Genomic DNA, 17,384 nt, shown 5'->3' with positions numbered 1-17,384 from the left:
GCGTAATGGCGCAAATGCTGCAATGCGTGCCCCATGCCTTGGTGGCGGCTTTCCTCGAATCTAAGGAGACCGTCTTGGCTGTGAAGAAATGGGTTTTGGGGACTTTGGTGGTAGTGGCTGCGGCTGGCGTGGGCGGCTGGTTCAGTCTGGACAAGGAGACGCGCGGGCTTTTGGCCACGGTGCCCACCAACCGGGATATCTTGTTCTGGACGCAGTCGCAGCGCGATGCTGCTTTTCGCGCGCTGGATCGGCTGCCTGTGCTGGCCAAGGTCAATGTGGTGCCAGCCAGTGCCAGCCCTTCGCCTTTGCTGCTAGGCGCTCCGCTTCGCCTCAAGCTGGATGTGGATGCCTATATGGCAGGCCAGCGCAGTGCGGCCCTGCTGGTGGTGCACCAGGGCAAGCTACGGCTGGAGCGCTACGGACTGGGCTTTGATGGCGCAGGGCGTTGGACCAGTTTTTCGGTGGCCAAATCCTTCACTTCCACTTTGCTGGGCGCTGCAGTCAAGGATGGCTTTATCCAAAGTTTGGACGACAAGGTCAGCGTCTACATCCCGGAGCTGAAAGGCTCTGCATATGACGATGTCAGTGTGCGGCAGTTGCTGACCATGACCTCGGGCGTGCAGTGGAACGAAGACTATGCGGACCCCAATTCAGATGTGGCCAAGTTCAACAACCACCAGCCTGAGCCGGGCGTGGAAGCGCTGGTGAGCTATATGCGCCAGCTCCCGCGCGCAGCGCCGCCCGGTACCCGCTGGCACTACAGCACGGGGGAGACCAATCTGGTGGGCACGCTGGTGCAGCGTGCTACCAAGAAGCCACTGGCCACTTATCTTGCCGAGAAGGTGTGGGGCCCCGCAGGCATGGAGCAGCAGGTCACCTGGATTTTGAGCAAAACCGGCAAGGAAATTGGCGGCTGCTGCGTGCAGGCTTCAGCTCGCGATTACGCCCGCATGGGGCTGTTTATCCTGAATGGCGCAAAAGTGAATGGCCAAAGCATCGTGCCTGACGACTGGTGGGCGCAAGCGACCACCAAGCGCGCTGACATTGGTCTGCCGGGGCGTGGGTATGGCTATCAGTGGTGGACCTATGACGACGGCAGCTATGCGGCCCGCGGCATTTTTGGGCAAGGCATTTTTATCGACCCCCAGCGTCAACTGGTGATTGTGTCGAACGCCAACTGGGCCGGAGGGGCGCGCGACCCCCAAGCCACCGAAGCGCGCGAAATTTTTTATCGTGAAGTGCAAAAAGCGATGGACGAAGAGCGGCAGGCGCCCGTGCAATGATCGGCGGCCACGTGAGGGCGCAAGCAAAAGGCATGGAGCCGCATGGCAGCTGTATGCGTTATCAGGGCTGAGGAGCGCTCAGGCTTGCATGCTCAAGCAGTGACCATGCTGCTTGAGCATGCATAAAACACACGGCCGGTTCAGCCAGCCGGCCCCAACGTGGCGCACTGCGGTGCTACAGATTGCGTGCAGGCACAGAAAAAATCTCGTAACACATCCATAATCGCGCAGCCCCTAATTTAGGCGCCTGCTGTATGTATCTATTTTTATTTTGATGCATATCAATTATTTGTTCATTCTCCTGAGTCATGCGTTTTAGCTCTCGTTTAATTTTTTGTACGGCTGCCCCTGCAGTGCTCTTTGTTTTGGCCTTGATGAGCAGCCTGTGGGGGCTCACGCGGACCCAGTCTGACTTCGATGCCTATCTGTCCAGCGACCAAGCAGTGGTCACGCAACTGCAAGAGCTGTACGCGCAAGGTTTGCAGTCGGGTCAGGCGGTGCGCAACATCGTGCTCAACCCCGCCGACCAGCAGGCGGTGCAGAACCTGCGTGGGGCGCGTGATGCCTACGACAGCGCTTATGCCGATGTGCGTCGGCGGGTGCAAGGCACGGCGCTGGAAGACGCCGTGGGCAAGCTGCAAGCACTGCGCACAGCGCAGTCGAGCGAGCAAGACAAAGTGGTGGTGCTTGCCAGCCAAGACCAGCAGGCGGCAACAGCGGCGCTGAAGGCGAACGAAACGCCTGCATGGCGCGAGTTGCGTGGTGCGCTGTTGCAGCAATTGCAGGCTGCACGCGAAGCTGCACATGCTTCGCATGAAGCAACGCGCAGTGCGGCGCAGCGCATGCAGTGGTGGTCAGCAGGCTTGGCACTGCTGGCTGTGGTGGTCGCTGCAGCGCTGCTGTGGGTGATGGTGCGTACCATGCGCCAAGAGTTGGGCGGAGACCCCGCAGACGCGCGCGCCGCATTGCGCCGTGTGGCGGATGGGGATTTATCGGATGACCAACGGGTGGGCAAGCCTTTGGGCTTGATGGCGGAGCTGCAGGGCATGCGCCAGTCGCTGCGTGAGCTGGTGCAGCAGGTGCAGACGGCATCGGCCGAAATGCTGCACGCTTCCAGCGAAATTGCGCAAGGTAATGCGGATTTGTCGATGCGCACCGAGAGCCAAGCCAGTGCCCTGGAAGAGACCGCCGCCAGCATGGAGCAGTTGAACGTCACCGTGCGCCAAAACGCGGACAACGCCCAAACAGCCAATCAACTGGCCCTCAGCGCTTCGGATGTGGCGCAGCAAGGCGGTACTGTGGTCGAGCGGGTGGTGGACACTATGAAGGGCATCAGTGCCAGCAGCCACCGCATTGCCGACATCATCAATGTGATTGATGGGATCGCTTTTCAAACAAATATTCTGGCGTTGAACGCTGCGGTGGAGGCAGCCCGTGCGGGCGAGCAAGGGCGTGGCTTTGCGGTGGTTGCCAGTGAAGTGCGTGCGCTGGCCAAACGCAGCGCCGATGCGGCCAAAGAAATCAAAGACCTCATTACCACCAGCTTGGAGCGTGTGGAAAACGGCAGCACTTTGGCCGATCAGGCCGGAGGCACGATGCAAGATATGGTGGGTGCTATTCGCCGCGTGACGGACATCATGGGTGAAATCAGTGCGGCCAGCCACGAGCAAAGCTCTGGTGTGGCGCAGGTGGGCGAAGCCATTACGCAAATGGACCAAGCCACGCAGCAAAATGCCGCCTTGGTGGAAGAAAGTGCTGCAGCGGCGCAAGGGCTGCGCAACCAGGCAGAGAGCCTGTTGCGCGCGATCTCGCGTTTCCAGTTGGAGCGTGGCGCGGCATCGTTTGCCCATTCAGCTCCTGCTGCAGAGGTTCTGGCTTTGTCATAAAGCATGGCTGAACCTGGGCGTGCCGCCCATCCCAGGCGTCGGCATGCATCATAAAAAATGGAGGCTTTAGGCCTCCATTTTTGTGGCTGCAGCGCTGCAGCAGTGCAGCGTTTAGGCTGTGGTCTCTTCGGCCATGCCCTGGTGGCGCAGCAGGGCATCGATCTGCGGTTCACGGCCACGGAAGGCCTTGAAGTTGTCCATGGCGTCGCGGCTGCCGCCCATTTCCAGGATGTTGTGCAGGTACTTTTGCGCGGTTTGCTGGCTGGGATTGCCATCGGCGCCTTGGGTTTCTTCAAAAGCTGCGTAGGCATCGGCGCTCAGCACTTCAGCCCATTTATAGCTGTAGTAGCCAGCGGCATAGCCACCTGCAAAGATGTGGCTGAAAGTGTTGGTGCCACGGTTGTAGTCGGTCGTAGGCAGCACAGCCACTTCGTCGCGCACTTGCTGCAGCAGTGCCAGGTAGTCGCCATTCTTGGCAGCGCCGGAGTGCAGCAGCATGTCAAACAGCGCAAATTCCACCTGGCGCAGCGTGCCCATGCCGGCCTGGAAGTTCTTGGCCGCCAGCATCTTGTCAAACAGCGTGCGAGGCAGGGGCTCGCCGGTGTCCACGTGCGATGTCATGTGGCGCAGCACTTCCCATTCCCAGCAGAAGTTCTCCATGAACTGGCTGGGCAGCTCCACCGCATCCCACTCCACACCGTTGATGCCGGAAACATCGCGCTCATTCACTTGCGTGAGCATGTGATGCAGGGCGTGGCCGGATTCGTGGAACAGGGTGATCACGTCGTCGTGCGTAAGCAGCGCGGGCTTGCCATCGACACCGTCGGCAAAGTTGCAGACCATGTGGGCCACGGGTGTTTGCAGCTTGCCAGTGTCGGGGCGCAACCAGCGGCTGCGCACATCGTCCATCCACGCGCCGCCGCGCTTGCCTTTGCGAGCGGGCTGGTCGAGGTAGAACTGGCCAACCAGCTGGCTGTTGCGCTCCAGGCGGTAGAACTGCACGTCCTGGTTCCACACGGCAGCCTGATCTTTGACGATCTTCACGTCAAACAGGTTCTCAATGATCTTGAATAGACCGGCCAGCACCTTGGGTGCGGTGAAGTACTGTTTGACTTCTTGCTCGCTGAAAGCGTAGCGTGCTTCCTTGAGCTTTTCGGCGATGTAAGTCCAGTCCCAAGGCTGTGGGTCGGTGATGCCCAGTTCCTTGGCCGCAAACTCGCGCAGGTCGGCCACGTCTTTTTCCGCATACGGGCGGGCGCGTTGGGCCAGATCGCGCAGAAAGTCGATGACTTGCTGGGGAGACTGGGCCATCTTGGGCACCAAGGACACTTGGGCAAAGTTCTGGTAGCCCAGCAGCTGTGCTTCTTCCTGGCGCAGCGCCAAGATTTCTTTGATGATGGCGGAGTTGTCGTACTTGACCAAGTCGCCTTCCGCCTGGTCTGACGCGCGGGTGACGTAGGCACGGTACACCTTCTCGCGCAGTGCGCTGCTGTGGGCAAACTGCATCACGGGCAGGTAGGAAGGAATCTTCAAAGTCAGTTTGTAGCCTTCTTTGCCATCGGTCTCCGCCGCCGCTTTGGCGGCTTGCAGGACATCGGCAGGCACGCCGTCCAGCTCTTGCGCCGTGGCGTAGTAGGCCCAGTGGTCGGTCGCATCCAGTGTGTTTTCGCTGAACTTCTGGCCCAGCTCGGCGCTGCGCTCCTGAATTTTGGCAAAGCGCTCGCGGGCTTCACCTTGCAGCTCGGCGCCCGACAGCACAAAGCCGCGCAGCGCATGGGCGTGGGCTTGCTTTTGTTCGGCTGTCAGCGTGTTGACGTCAATCGCTTTGTACTTGGCATACAGGCGCTCGTCGGCGCCTAAGTTGGTCCAGAACTCGGTGATTTTGGGGAGCACTTCGTTATAGGCTGCGCGCAGCTCGGGCGTGTCGGCCACGCTGGAGAGGTGGCTCACAGCGCTCCACTGCATGCCCAGTTGTTCGGTGGCCACATCCAGCACCTTGGAAATGGCGTTCCACTCCGCCGGGAAATCCGGCGCAGTGACCGTCTCCAATGCCGCTTGCGCGCGTTCAATCAATGTGTTGATGGCAGGGCCGACATCCGCAGGGGTGATGCGGTCAAACTGCGGCAGGCTGGAAGATTCAAGCAAAGCATTGGTCATAGACAAGCATTTTGCGCCAACTGGGCGTGTTTCAAGGGTGTGGTGTTAACTATTGTCTTGATAGCTGTTGGCGCTGAAAGTTTCTGGTTTTCGATAGGTTTTATGTCTGAAACCTAAGCTAATCAAGCGCAAGCAGCTATAAAAAAACCTCCAGTCGCCTTGCAGCGGTGGAGGTGGGCTGGGCCTATCAGCGAAAAGCCTTAGCGGGCAGCGACACCGCGCTCTGCGGCTTCCATGGTGTTGACCAACAGCATGGTGATGGTCATGGGCCCCACACCGCCGGGCACGGGGGTGATGTAGCCCGCCACTTCCTTGCAGCCGTCATAGTCCACATCGCCGCACAGCTTGCCTTCGGCATTGCGGTTCATGCCCACGTCAATCACCACCGCGCCGGGCTTGATCATGTCGGCCGTCAGTACATTCAACTTGCCCACGGCAGCCACCACAATGTCGGCCTGGCGCGTCATGGCGGCCAGGTCGGCGGTGCCGCTGTGGCAGATGGTGACCGTGGCGTTGGCAGCCAGCAGCATCATGGCCATGGGCTTGCCCACGATGTTGGAGCGGCCAATCACCACGGCGTGCTTGCCACGCAGATCCTTCATGCCAATCGATTCCAGCATCTTCATGCAGCCGTAGGGCGTGCAGGCTTTGAAGCCCACTTCACCCACCATCAGCGCGCCGGCGCTGGCCACGTGAAAGCCGTCTACGTCTTTGAGGGGCGAGATGGCTTCGATGACCTTGTGGTCGTCAATGTGCTTGGGCAGGGGCAGTTGCACCAGAATGCCGTGGATGCTGGGGTCGTTGTTCAGCGCTTCCACACGGGCCAGCAGCTCGGCTTCGGTCATGCTGGCATCGTACTTTTCCAGCACCGAGTGAAAGCCCGCGTCTTCGCACGCCTTGACCTTGTTGCGCACATAGACCTGCGAGGCCTGGTTGTCCCCCACCAACACCACGGCCAGGCCCGGCTTGGTGCCCTTGGCCGTCAAAGCGGCTGCGCGCTGGGCAACTTCGGTACGCAATTGGGCGGAGAGGGCTTTGCCATCAATGATTTGGGCTGTCATGGTGTGTGAGGTGTGCGTGAGAAATAAAAAAGCTGCCAGACCTTTGCAGGCGGTGGCAGCCTTGGGGGTAAGCCCCTGATTTTATGCCGGTACTTTGGCCGCAGCCGAGGAGCCCAGTGCAATCTTGAGCAGATCGGCCACGGTGTTTGCGCCCAGCTTTTCCATGATGTTGGCGCGGTGCGCTTCCACGGTCTTGATGCTGATGCCCAGGTCATCGGCAATTTGTTTGTTCAGGCGGCCCGCCACAATACGCTCGAGCACTTGCGACTCGCGGCCTGTCAGCTTGGACAGCAGGGCCTCGCGGCTGGCGGCTTGCTGGTGGCCCGCAAAGGCTTCGCGGGCATGATCCAGCATGCGCTCCACCACGCTCAGCAGGTCGTCTTCGTTGAAAGGTTTCTGGATGAAGTCCAGTGCGCCTTTTTTCATGGTGTTCACGGCCATGGGCACGTCGCCGTGGCCGGTAATGAACACGATGGGCAGGGGCGACTTGCGCTCCAGCAACTTGTCTTGCAACTCCAAGCCCGTCATGCCGCCCATGCGGATGTCGGCAATCAAACAGGCCACTTCGCGGTGGTCGTAGCGCGAGAGAAAGGACTCGGCCGAGTCAAAACAGCGCACGCGGTAATCTTTACCCTCCAGCAGCCATTGCAGCGAGTCACGGACGGCCTCATCGTCATCAACCACGTAGACAGTGCCTTTTTTGGGTGTCAAGCTCATGCAGATTTCCTTGTATTTGGATTAATTGCCGAAGAAAAGTTGTCTCCCTTTTCCTGAGTGGCGGCCAACGGTATCCAAAAGAAGAACCGGCAACCCACCACCTCAGAACCATTGTAGAGGTTCTCTGCGGACATCCGTCCGTTATGCGACTCCACAATCGAGCGGCACAGGTTCAAGCCTATGCCCATGCCTTCGTTTTTAGTGGAAAAAAAGGCTTCAAACAAGCGCTCCTGCACTTCTGGCGGCAGCCCTTTGCCCGAGTCTTGCACCGAAAACTCTACGCCAGCAAGCCCCTCGTAGTCTTTGGGCTGCACGCGCAACTCTACGGATCGCTGGGCCTGAGGACGTTGTGCTTGGTCAATCGATTCGCCGGCATTTTTGATCAAGTTGATCAGTACCTGCTCAATCAAAATAGCGTCTGCCATCACTGGCGGAATGCGCTTGGCGACAAAGTGCGTGAGACGCACGTTGCGCCGGCGCATTTCAATGTTGGCCAGCTCCAAGGCTTCATCCACCATGGCTTCCACGTGCGCCAGCATGCGATTGGGTTCGCTGCGCTTTACGAAAGAGCGGATGCGCTGAATGATCTGGCCCGCGCGTTGCGCTTGGTGGACGGTTTTCTCCAGCGCAAACTTCATCTGCTCTTCGGTCAACTTGCCCGATTCCAGGCGCGAGAGCATGCCGCTGCTGTAGTTGCTGATGGCTGTCAGGGGCTGGTTGAGTTCATGCGCCACGCTGGAAGCCATTTCCCCCATGGTGATCAGGCGGCTGGCTGAATGTGCCTGCTCGGTTTGCCGGGCGGCTTGCTCTTCGGCCAGGCGGCGCGGGGTGATGTCAGTGGCAATCACCATCTGTGCCAAGCGGCCATCCACCCAACTCAGATAGCGCGAGCGCACTTCCAGCCACTTGCCCAACTCGCCCACATAAATTTCGGCATTGTTGCTGGAGGCGTCGGTCAAGGAGTCAGTGGGCAGGCCCATCAGGCCGTCTTCGTCATCGACCGACTCACTGCGCTCAGCCGGAAGCCCGGCTTGCTGCACCAGTTGCAGGTGTCCCGTGGTTTGTGAGCCAAACCACTGGCGGTAGAGCTTGTTGGCAAACAGCAGCTCGGCACTGCCCAAGGGTGCTACGGAAACAGAAGCATCAAGCGCTTCCAGCACAATGGTAAAACGGTCGTGGGATGCAGCAAGCTGGTCGCGAATGCGCTTGGACTCGGTAATGTCGGTCATCGACGACATCCAGCCCGTTTGGTGTCCGCGCGCATCGATCAGCGGTGAGATGTACAGGCGCGCATCAAACATGGAGCCGTTTTTGCGGCGCACACGTACCTGAAAACCGTTTTGTCCGGTTTTGCCAGACAACTCGTCTTTAAGCTTGCTGTGCAGGTACTCGTAATCGCTCTCTGCCCAGTAAGGGTAGGGGGCAGTCTGGCCTACCAGCTCTTGTTCGCTCCAGCCCGTCATCTGGCAAAACGCTGCATTCACATAGGTGATGCGGCCATTCATATCTAGCGCCCGCATGCCCGTGAGCAGGGAGTTTTCCATCGCACGACGGAAATTGGTTTCTGCGATCAATGCGTCTTGCGCGCGCAAGCGCTTGCGCGTGTGGCGCCAGGTGCCCATCAGCAGCCAGGAGGTCAGCAAGCTCAGCGCGGCGACCAGCCAGAACATGCCGTTGCCCACCATGCTCAGTGAGGTGCGGTAGGCCTGCACTTTCAAGATCAGCGAACTGCCTACAGGCGAAATGGGCACTTGGTACTCCGTGGCCTTGGGCTGCGGCAGCAGATTCCATGTACTGGAGTGGCGGGGGGCGGTGAGCGGTGTGCCGGCAATGAGGGTGCCGTGTCCGTCCATCAGCGTGACGGCGTAGCGGGCCAGCAAATCACTGGGTGTGGCGTAGCGCATCAGGCTATCGATGGAGAACTCTGCCATGACGGTGCCGCCAAAATTGCGTGTGCCAATCACAGGGCTGTGAAACTGCAGCAGAGGCGGCGTGTAGCCCACCAGCACGCGGGGCTGGGTGTAAATCGGCTGGTTGGATTCTTTGACCAGCTGAAAGCTTTGCGCAGCATCGTCGTTTTGCAGTGTCTCACCCGGCATGCGCAGCTGCTCGCTGGCCACGGTGGGTGCTGCGTAGCTGGTGATGATGCGACCGTCACGGTCTACCCAGGTCAGAATTTGTAGCTCGGGGTACTGCGTGACCAGGACTTCGGCACGGTTGACAAACTCTGCCGTGCCAATGTCGCCGTAGGCCAGGTCACGGGCAATGCGCATCACTTGCTCTTGGCGCTCCAGCAGGCGCAGGCGCATGCGCTGCTGGGCATATTCCACGTCACGTTTAAGGGCTTGTTGATCGCGGTCGACCTCCTCCGCGCGCAAGTACCAGAAAGCAGCCACGATTGCTGCCATGAACAACGCAACCGATACCAGGGGCGCAAAAGCGGCCAGCCGGTCTTGTCGTGTGGGTGACAGGCTGCGCCACCACAGACGCCACCAGCGCGTGGGGTCAGCGCCCTGAAAGGGGGTGGATGGCTTTGTCTCGGTGTTCTTTTTTTCGGGTGTATCCATATGTGCAGTGTAGGGGGATTCCCTTGCCCCTATTCGGAGCCAAGCGAGCCCTGCAACATCTTGTTTTAGATGTGCAACTGCAGCATTTTTTCATAATGTGCAATCGATCTGCATAATTTGAAATATGAAAAAAATATGAGAAACTACGAACCGAAATGGTCGTTCAAATGGACGTATTTGTCTCTCAGTCAAGGTTTGGGGCAGCGAGTAAGCTCAGTCTCACACCTTGCATGGAAGGGCGGATCGATACGCGCCATGCAAGTTGCGCGACCTCCTACCTGCAGCCTCTTGAACAGGAGACACACCTATGACAGCTCAGACCGACCCTCAGGCCGGCGTTAACGCAAAGCCTAGCCTCGACCCCCAAGAATCCCGTGAGTGGGTGGACGCGCTTTCTGCCGTCATTGACCGCGAAGGTGCCGAATATGCGCACCAGTTGATTGAAGAAGTGCTGGAACATGCCCGCCAAAACAGCGTGGACATGCCTTTCTCGGCCAAGACCGGCTATGTGAACACCATCGAGCCCGGCCAGGAGGCGCGCTGCCCCGGCAATCTGGAGCTGGAAGGTCGCTTGCGCGCTTACATGCGCTGGAACGCCATGGCCATGGTGGTCAAGGCCAACCGCATTCACCCCCCAGAAGGCGGCGACCTGGGCGGCCACATCGGCTCGTTCGCTTCGCTGGCCAATATGTTTGCCGCCGGCTTTAACCATTTTTGGCACGCGGAGAACGAAAACCACGGTGGTGACTGCCTGTACATCCAGGGCCACGTTTCGCCCGGTATCTACGCCCGCGCTTACCTGGAAGGCCGTATCTCAGAAGAGCAGTTGCTCAACTTCCGCCAGGAAGTGGACGGCAAGGGCTTGTCCAGCTACCCCCACCCTAAGCTGATGCCCGATTTCTGGCAGTTCCCCACGGTGTCCATGGGCCTTGGCCCATTGATGGCAATTTACCAGGCGCGCTTCCTGAAGTACCTGCACGCACGTGGCATTGCCAACACCGAAAACCGCAAGGTCTGGGTGTTCTGCGGCGACGGTGAAATGGACGAAGTCGAATCGCTGGGCGCCATCTCGCTGGCTTCGCGCGAAAACCTCGACAACCTGATCTTCGTCATCAACTGCAACTTGCAGCGTCTGGATGGCCCCGTGCGCGGCAACGGCAAGATCATTCAAGAGCTGGAAGGCGAATTCCGTGGCTCGGGCTGGAACGTCATCAAGCTGATCTGGGGCAAGGGCTGGGACGAGCTGCTGGCCAAAGACAAGGACGGCGTGCTCAAGAAGATCATGATGGAGTGCAACGACGGCGACTATCAGGCCATGAAGGCCAACGATGGCGCTTACGTGCGCAAGCACTTCTTTGGCCGCGACCCCCGTGCGCTGAAGATGGTCGAACACATGTCCGACGACGAAATCTGGAACCTGCGCCGTGGTGGCCACGATGCGCAGAAGGTCTACGCCGCCTTCCACGCCGCCAACAGCCACAAGGGCCAGCCTACCGTGCTGCTGGTCAAGACCGTCAAGGGCTTTGGCATGGGCAAGATCGGTGAGGGCAAGAACACCGTACACCAGACCAAGAAGCTGAGCGACGAGGACATCAAGGCCTTCCGCGACCGCTTCAACATCCCAATCCCTGACAGCCAGATCGCGGACATCCCGTTCTACAAGCCGGCCGACGACACGCCGGAAATGAAGTACTTGCACGAGCGCCGCAAGGCCCTGGGCGGTTACCTGCCGCACCGTCGCCAAAAGGCTGACGAAGCGTTCACCGCACCTTCGCTCGATACTTTCAAGGCCATTCTGGAACCCACGCCCGAAGGCCGTGAAATCTCTACCACCCAAGCCTATGTGCGCTTCCTCACGCAGCTGCTGCGTGACAAGAACATTGGCCCCCGTGTGGTGCCCATTCTGGTAGACGAAGCCCGTACCTTTGGTATGGAAGGTCTGTTCCGCCAAGTCGGTATCTACAACCCCCACGGTCAGCAGTACACCCCGGTCGATAAAGACCAGGTCATGTACTACCGCGAAGACAAGGCCGGTCAAATCCTGCAAGAAGGTATCAACGAAGCCGGTGGTATGGCCTCGTGGATTGCGGCTGCGACGAGCTACAGCACGTCCAACCGCATCATGATTCCGTTCTACGTGTACTACTCCATGTTCGGTTTCCAGCGCATTGGTGACTTGGCTTGGGCAGCGGGCGACATGCAAGCGCGCGGCTTCTTGCTGGGCGGCACCTCGGGCCGCACCACGCTGAACGGCGAAGGCTTGCAGCACGAAGACGGTCACAGCCACATTCTGGCCAATACCGTGCCCAACTGCGTCTCATATGACCCCACCTTCGCGCACGAAGTGGCCGTGATCATGCAAGACGGCCTGCGCCGCATGGTGCAGAACCAGGAAAACGTTTTCTACTACATCACCTTGTTGAATGAAAACTACCCCATGCCCGGTCTGACCGAAGGCACGGAGCAGCAAATCATCAAGGGCATGTACCTGTGCAAGCCCGGCCAGAAGGTGCCGCAATCGGGCCAGCGCGTACAGCTGCTGGGCTCGGGCACCATCCTGCGCGAATCCTTCTTTGCGCAAGAGTTGCTGGAAAAAGACTGGGGCATTGCCGCCGACGTGTGGAGCTGCCCATCGTTCAACGAACTGACCCGCGACGGCCAGGACTGCGAGCGCCACAACATGCTGCACCCGCTGGAAACCGCCAAGACCGCCTTCGTGACCCAGCAACTGCAAGGCAGCCAAGGCCCCGTCATTGCGTCGACCGACTACATGAAGGCCTACGCAGAGCAAATCCGCCCCTACATCCCCAAGAACCGCACTTACAAGGTGCTGGGCACGGACGGTTTTGGTCGTTCGGACTTCCGCCGCAAGCTGCGCGAGCACTTCGAGATCGACCGCCACTACATCGTGGTTGCCGCTTTGAAGGCGCTGGCCGACGAAGGCAAGCTGCCCGTCACCAAGGTGGCCGAAGCGATTGCCAAGTACGGTATCAAGACCGACAAGATCAACCCCCTGTACGCCTAAGCAAGCACCGGAGACATACACATGGCATTGACAGAAATCAAGGTCCCGGACATCGGTGACTTCGACAGCGTGGGCGTGATCGAGGTGCTGGTCAACGTGGGCGACACCATCAAGGTCGAGCAATCGCTCATCACCGTGGAGTCCGACAAGGCCTCCATGGAAATTCCATCCAGCCACGGCGGCGTGCTCAAAGAGCTGCGCGTGAAGCTGGGTGACCAGGTGGCGCAGGGCGCCATCATCGCGGTGATCGAGACGGCAGACAGCGCCGCCGCGCCTGCTGCTACAGAAGCTGCAGCGCTTAGCGCAACAGCTGCGACGGTTGCAGCATCAAAACCTGCTGAAGTGGCCGCAGCACCTGCGCAAGCTGCTCCTGCAACTGCAGCAAGCTCTATGGATATCGTCATCCCTGACATTGGTGACTTCAAGGACGTGGCCGTCATTGAAATGCTGGTCAAGGTGGGCGATGTGGTCACGGCAGAGCAATCGCTGTTCACCGTGGAGTCTGACAAGGCATCGATGGAAATCCCATCGCCTGCCGCTGGCACCATCACCGCGCTGAGCCTCAAGCTGGGCGACACCGTCAACGTGGGCGATGTGGTGGGTGCCATGTCTGTGCAAGGCGCAGCCCCTGCCGCAACTGCGCCTGCAGCGGCCCCAGCGCCTGCTGCATCCAATACGGCTCCAGCGCCCGTGGCTGCTGCTCCAGCAGCTACAGCTGCGGTAGCAACTGCCGTGGCTGCCCCTGCCCACAACCCCACCGTAGCCCCATCGGGCGCGCTGCCCCACGCATCGCCTTCCGTGCGCAAGTTTGCGCGTGAGTTGGGCGTGCCACTGGCAGAGGTCAAGGGCTCCGGCAGCAAGGGCCGCATCACCCAAGAAGACATTCTGGCGTTCACCAAGTCGGTGATGGCCGGTGCCGTGCAAACTCTGGCACAGCAGCCGGCAGCGCCTGCCAAGGCATCGTCGGGTGGCAATGTGGGCGGTCTGGAAGTGTTGGCATGGCCCAAGGTCGACTTTGCCAAGTTCGGCCCTGTGGAGCGCAAGGATCTGTCGCGCATCAAGAAGATCTCCGGCGCCAACCTGCACCGCAACTGGGTGATGATTCCCCACGTCACCAACAATGACCTGGCCGACATCACCGAGCTGGAAGCCTTCCGCGTGCAAACCAACGCCGAACAGGCCAAGGCCAAGAGCGATGTCAAGGTGACCATGCTGGCCTTCGTCATCAAGGCCGTGGTCGCTGCGCTGAAGAAGTTCCCAGATTTCAACGCCTCGTTGGATGGCGACACCCTGGTCTACAAGCAGTACTACAACATCGGCTTTGCGGCAGATACGCCCAATGGTCTGGTGGTGCCAGTCCTCAAAGACGCCGACAAAAAAGGCATCTTGCAGATCAGCCAGGAAATGGCCGAGCTGGCCAAGAAGGCGCGCGACGGCAAGCTGGGCGCGGCCGACATGCAAGGCGGCTGCTTCTCCATCTCGTCACTGGGCGGCATTGGCGGCACCGACTTCACGCCGATCGTGAATGCGCCTGAAGTGGCTATCTTGGGTCTGTCGCGTGGCTCTATCCAGCCCGTGTGGAACGAAGAGAAGGAAAAGTTTGTGCCCCGCCTGATGCTGCCTTTGAGCCTGTCGTACGACCACCGCGTCATCGACGGTGCAGCCGCTGCACGCTTTAACGCCTTCCTGGGCCAAGTGTTGGCGGACTACCGCCGCATCCTGCTGTAATGAAGGGCTGATACCTATGGCAATCATCGATATCCAAGTGCCCGACATTGGCGACTTCGCCGAAGTGGGCGTGATCGAGCTGCTGGTGCAGCCCGGTGACAGCGTCACCGTGGACCAGTCGCTCATCACCGTCGAGTCCGACAAGGCTTCCATGGAAATTCCTTCCAGCCACGCAGGCGTGGTCAAGGAATTGAAAGTGAAGCTGGGCGACAAAGTCGCGATGGGCTCTGTGGTGCTGACCCTGGAAGTGGCAGAGGGTGCTGCTGCAGCCGTAGCAGAATCTAAGCCAAATCCGGCTCCAGCCCAGGTAGAACCTGCGCCAACAGCTCCTGTTTCTGCAGCGGTTGCCAGCAACTTTGCGGGCACGGTGGATCTGGAAGCCGACGTGGTCGTGCTCGGCGGTGGCCCCGGTGGCTACTCTGCCGCTTTCCGCGCGGCCGATCTGGGCCTGAAGGTCGTGCTGGTCGAGCGCTACGCCACCCTGGGCGGCGTGTGCCTGAACGTGGGTTGCATCCCCTCCAAGGCGCTGCTGCACGTGGCCGCAGTCATGGATGAGGTCAAGCACCTCGAAGTGGCGGGCATCCAGTTTGGCGCACCGCAGGTCAACATCGACCAGCTGCGCGGCCACAAGGAAAAGGTCATCGGCAAGCTCACCGGCGGCCTGGGCCAAATGGCCAAGATGCGCAAGGTGACGGTGCTGCGCGGTTACGGCCAGTTTGTCGGCGCCCACCACATTGAAGTGGAAGAGACCACTGGCACCGGCCAAGAAAAGACGGGCAGCAAAAAAGTCGTTCAGTTCAAGAACGCCATCATTGCTGCGGGCTCGCAAGCCGTGCACCTGCCTTTCATGCCCAAGGACGAACGCGTAGTGGACTCCACCGGCGCGCTGGATTTGAAGGCCGTGCCCAAGCGCATGCTGATCTTGGGCGGTGGCATCATCGGCCTGGAAATGGGCACCGTCTACAGCACGCTGGGCGCCCGCCTGGACGTGGTGGAAATGATGGACGGCCTGATGCAAGGCGCGGACCGCGACCTGGTCAAGGTCTGGCAAAAGATGAACGCGCACCGCTTTGACAACATCATGGTCAACACCAAGACCGTGGGTGCCGAAGCCACGCCTGAAGGCATCAAGGTCACGTTCGCGCCTGCCAAGGACGGCGTCACCGTGCCAGAACCCCAGACTTACGATCTGGTCTTACAAGCCGTGGGCCGCACGCCCAATGGCAAGAAGATTGGCGCTGAAAACGCTGGCGTGGCCGTGACCGACCGTGGCTTTATCGACGTCAACATCCAGATGCGCACCAACGTGCCGCACATCTTTGCCATTGGCGATATCGTGGGCCAACCCATGCTGGCGCACAAGGCCGTGCACGAAGCGCATGTGGCTGCAGAAGTCATCGCCGGTGAATTGCAGGGCAACAAAGAACTGGCATCCGCCGCGTTCAACGCCCGCGTGATTCCGAGCGTGGCCTACACTGACCCCGAAGTGGCATGGGTGGGTCTGACCGAAGACCAGGCCAAGGCGCAAGGTATCAAGGTCAAGAAGGGCCTGTTCCCTTGGGCAGCCTCCGGCCGCGCCATCGCCAATGGTCGCGACGAAGGCTTCACCAAGCTGCTGTTCGACGACAGCTCCGAGGCACACGGCCATGGCCGCATCCTGGGCGGCGGCATCGTTGGCACGCACGCCGGTGACATGATTGGCGAGATCGCACTGGCGATTGAGATGGGTGCAGACACCGTCGATATTGGCAAGACCATCCACCCGCACCCCACGCTGGGCGAAAGCATTGGCATGGCTGCGGAAGTGGCGCATGGGTCGTGTACCGATGTGCCGCCAGCCCGCAAGTAATTGTTTTAGGGTAATTAAAAAAGGCAGCTTAAGGCTGCCTTTTTGTTTTGCTTCTTGTGATTTTTACTGCCCGCTGTGAAGATTTTTTGTGATTGCTCGGCATAAGAAATATTTAATTCATTCCATCCCGTGGATAACTTAATTTAATTGGTGGATTTTCGATTGAATTATTCAGCAATGTCAGAATTGATTGTGTTTTGCAAAATTTTTCTGACCAAGGGATGATTCTTGCTGCGAGAGCTATATATGGCATGAATTTCTTCACTGAGTCCTTGGCTACAGCCAAGCAACCGGAGTTCTTGTATTTTTCCAAGATCCGCAGCACCTAATTCAGTGACAGGAAATATGCCCATGCCCTGTGCTGCAAAAATACTTAACAAGGCGCTATCTTCAAACTCACCCACAATCTGGGGTTGCAGGCCTATGCCTTCGAACCAGCGATCCATCCGGTTGCGCAGTGCTGCATGGGACGTCGGTGCCAATATGGGCAAATTGCCAAGACTTTGCGGGAATGCAGCAATTGCCTGATCCGTCACCAAGCTTGCCGGGCCGTACCAATCCACGCGTGACACGAGCAACCGATCACTCGACAAGCGAAAACTAGAGTTATGGCGAGGTGGTTGGCAGGCCAAAACCAAATCCAGCTTGTGCAACGCCAACTCCGCCATCAGCTGTTCATTTTCACCTTCGTGGCAGACAAGTTTTAAGCCTGCAGTTCGCAGTATGGGCTGGAGTAACCAGTGAGCCGCTAGCTTGGCAATACCGTCTGAAAGTCCTACGGACAAACGCATGGATGACCCAGCCGCCGCAGCAGTGGCAGCCTCTTCAGGGATGCGTGCGCCGAGCAGAAAAATTTCATCTGCCCGTAAAAAAACGGCACGGCCTGCATCGGTGAGTACCACGCTTCGTCCCGAAGGTTTGAGCAACTGGTGGCCTATCGAGGCCTCTAAATTTCGTACTTGTGCACTGATGGTCTGGATTGCCATATCCAAACGCTCTGCGGCACGCGCAAAGCCACCTTCATTGGCTACAACCCAAAAGTAGTAGAGGTGCCGGTAGTTGAGCATGGCTGGTGCATCAATAGTTCGGAAAAACCGAAGCGTAACTCATT

At 59.2% G+C, this 17,384-nt stretch carries 10 protein-coding genes; 5 read left to right on the top strand and 5 right to left on the bottom strand.

Annotation, left to right across the window (positions count from 1 at the left end):
• Positions 1-80 precede the first annotated feature (80 nt).
• Together B3R00_RS09210 and B3R00_RS09205 are read left to right on the top strand one after the other, a co-directional pair.
• Complete coding sequence (locus B3R00_RS09210; RefSeq protein ID WP_286998770.1) at positions 81-1,283, top strand: serine hydrolase domain-containing protein; 1,203 nt, start codon at positions 81-83, stop codon at positions 1,281-1,283.
• Between the two features lie 374 nt (positions 1,284-1,657).
• Entirely contained in the window at positions 1,658-3,169 is a 1,512-nt protein-coding gene (locus tag B3R00_RS09205) for a methyl-accepting chemotaxis protein (protein WP_286998760.1), read from the top strand.
• 111 nt (positions 3,170-3,280) lie between these two features.
• Here B3R00_RS09205 and B3R00_RS09200 read toward each other — a convergent pair whose 3' ends face one another.
• The 4 genes from B3R00_RS09200 to B3R00_RS09185 form a co-directional block, all read right to left on the bottom strand.
• Positions 3,281-5,326, bottom strand: coding sequence for a M3 family metallopeptidase (locus B3R00_RS09200; RefSeq protein ID WP_286998759.1), 2,046 nt, complete (start codon positions 5,324-5,326; stop codon positions 3,281-3,283).
• A gap of 200 nt (positions 5,327-5,526) precedes the next feature.
• Positions 5,527-6,387 carry a bifunctional methylenetetrahydrofolate dehydrogenase/methenyltetrahydrofolate cyclohydrolase FolD gene (gene folD / locus B3R00_RS09195; protein WP_286998758.1) on the bottom strand — a complete coding sequence of 287 codons (861 nt, stop codon included), beginning with the start codon at positions 6,385-6,387 and terminating at the stop codon, positions 5,527-5,529.
• Between the two features lie 81 nt (positions 6,388-6,468).
• A complete protein-coding gene (locus B3R00_RS09190) occupies positions 6,469-7,104 on the bottom strand; it encodes a response regulator transcription factor (protein ID WP_174863522.1) in 636 nt (211 codons plus the stop codon).
• Positions 7,101-9,671, bottom strand: a complete 2,571-nt coding sequence (locus B3R00_RS09185) for a PAS domain S-box protein (protein ID WP_286998757.1) — start codon at positions 9,669-9,671, stop codon at positions 7,101-7,103. The genes B3R00_RS09190 and B3R00_RS09185 overlap by 4 nt, the downstream gene beginning before the upstream one ends.
• A gap of 307 nt (positions 9,672-9,978) precedes the next feature.
• Between B3R00_RS09185 and aceE the strand changes: the two genes are divergently transcribed.
• From aceE to lpdA, 3 genes are read left to right on the top strand one after another with little or no spacing between them, the layout of a single operon-like run.
• On the top strand, positions 9,979-12,696 hold the full coding sequence (gene aceE / locus B3R00_RS09180; RefSeq protein WP_286998756.1) for a pyruvate dehydrogenase (acetyl-transferring), homodimeric type: 2,718 nt from the start codon (positions 9,979-9,981) through the stop codon (positions 12,694-12,696).
• 21 nt (positions 12,697-12,717) lie between these two features.
• The gene (gene aceF, locus B3R00_RS09175; RefSeq protein ID WP_286998755.1) at positions 12,718-14,424 is read left to right on the top strand and encodes a dihydrolipoyllysine-residue acetyltransferase; all 1,707 of its coding nucleotides are present in this window, start codon (positions 12,718-12,720) and stop codon (positions 14,422-14,424) included.
• A 16-nt stretch (positions 14,425-14,440) separates the two neighbouring features.
• Positions 14,441-16,273 (top strand): dihydrolipoyl dehydrogenase, encoded by a 1,833-nt coding sequence (gene lpdA, locus B3R00_RS09170; protein ID WP_286998754.1) that lies wholly within the window; start codon positions 14,441-14,443, stop codon positions 16,271-16,273.
• A 167-nt stretch (positions 16,274-16,440) separates the two neighbouring features.
• On the opposite strand, the gene B3R00_RS09165 is transcribed toward lpdA, so the two are convergent.
• Entirely contained in the window at positions 16,441-17,340 is a 900-nt protein-coding gene (locus B3R00_RS09165; protein WP_286998753.1) for a LysR family transcriptional regulator, read from the bottom strand.
• Positions 17,341-17,384 lie beyond the last annotated feature (44 nt).

The sequence above is a fragment of the Comamonas sp. UBA7840 genome (assembly GCF_002501455.1).
Taxonomy (GTDB): domain Bacteria; phylum Pseudomonadota; class Gammaproteobacteria; order Burkholderiales; family Burkholderiaceae_C; genus Comamonas; species Comamonas jiangduensis.
Note: the sequence above shows the minus strand (reverse complement) of the source record. Positions and strands in the feature narration are given on the sequence as shown.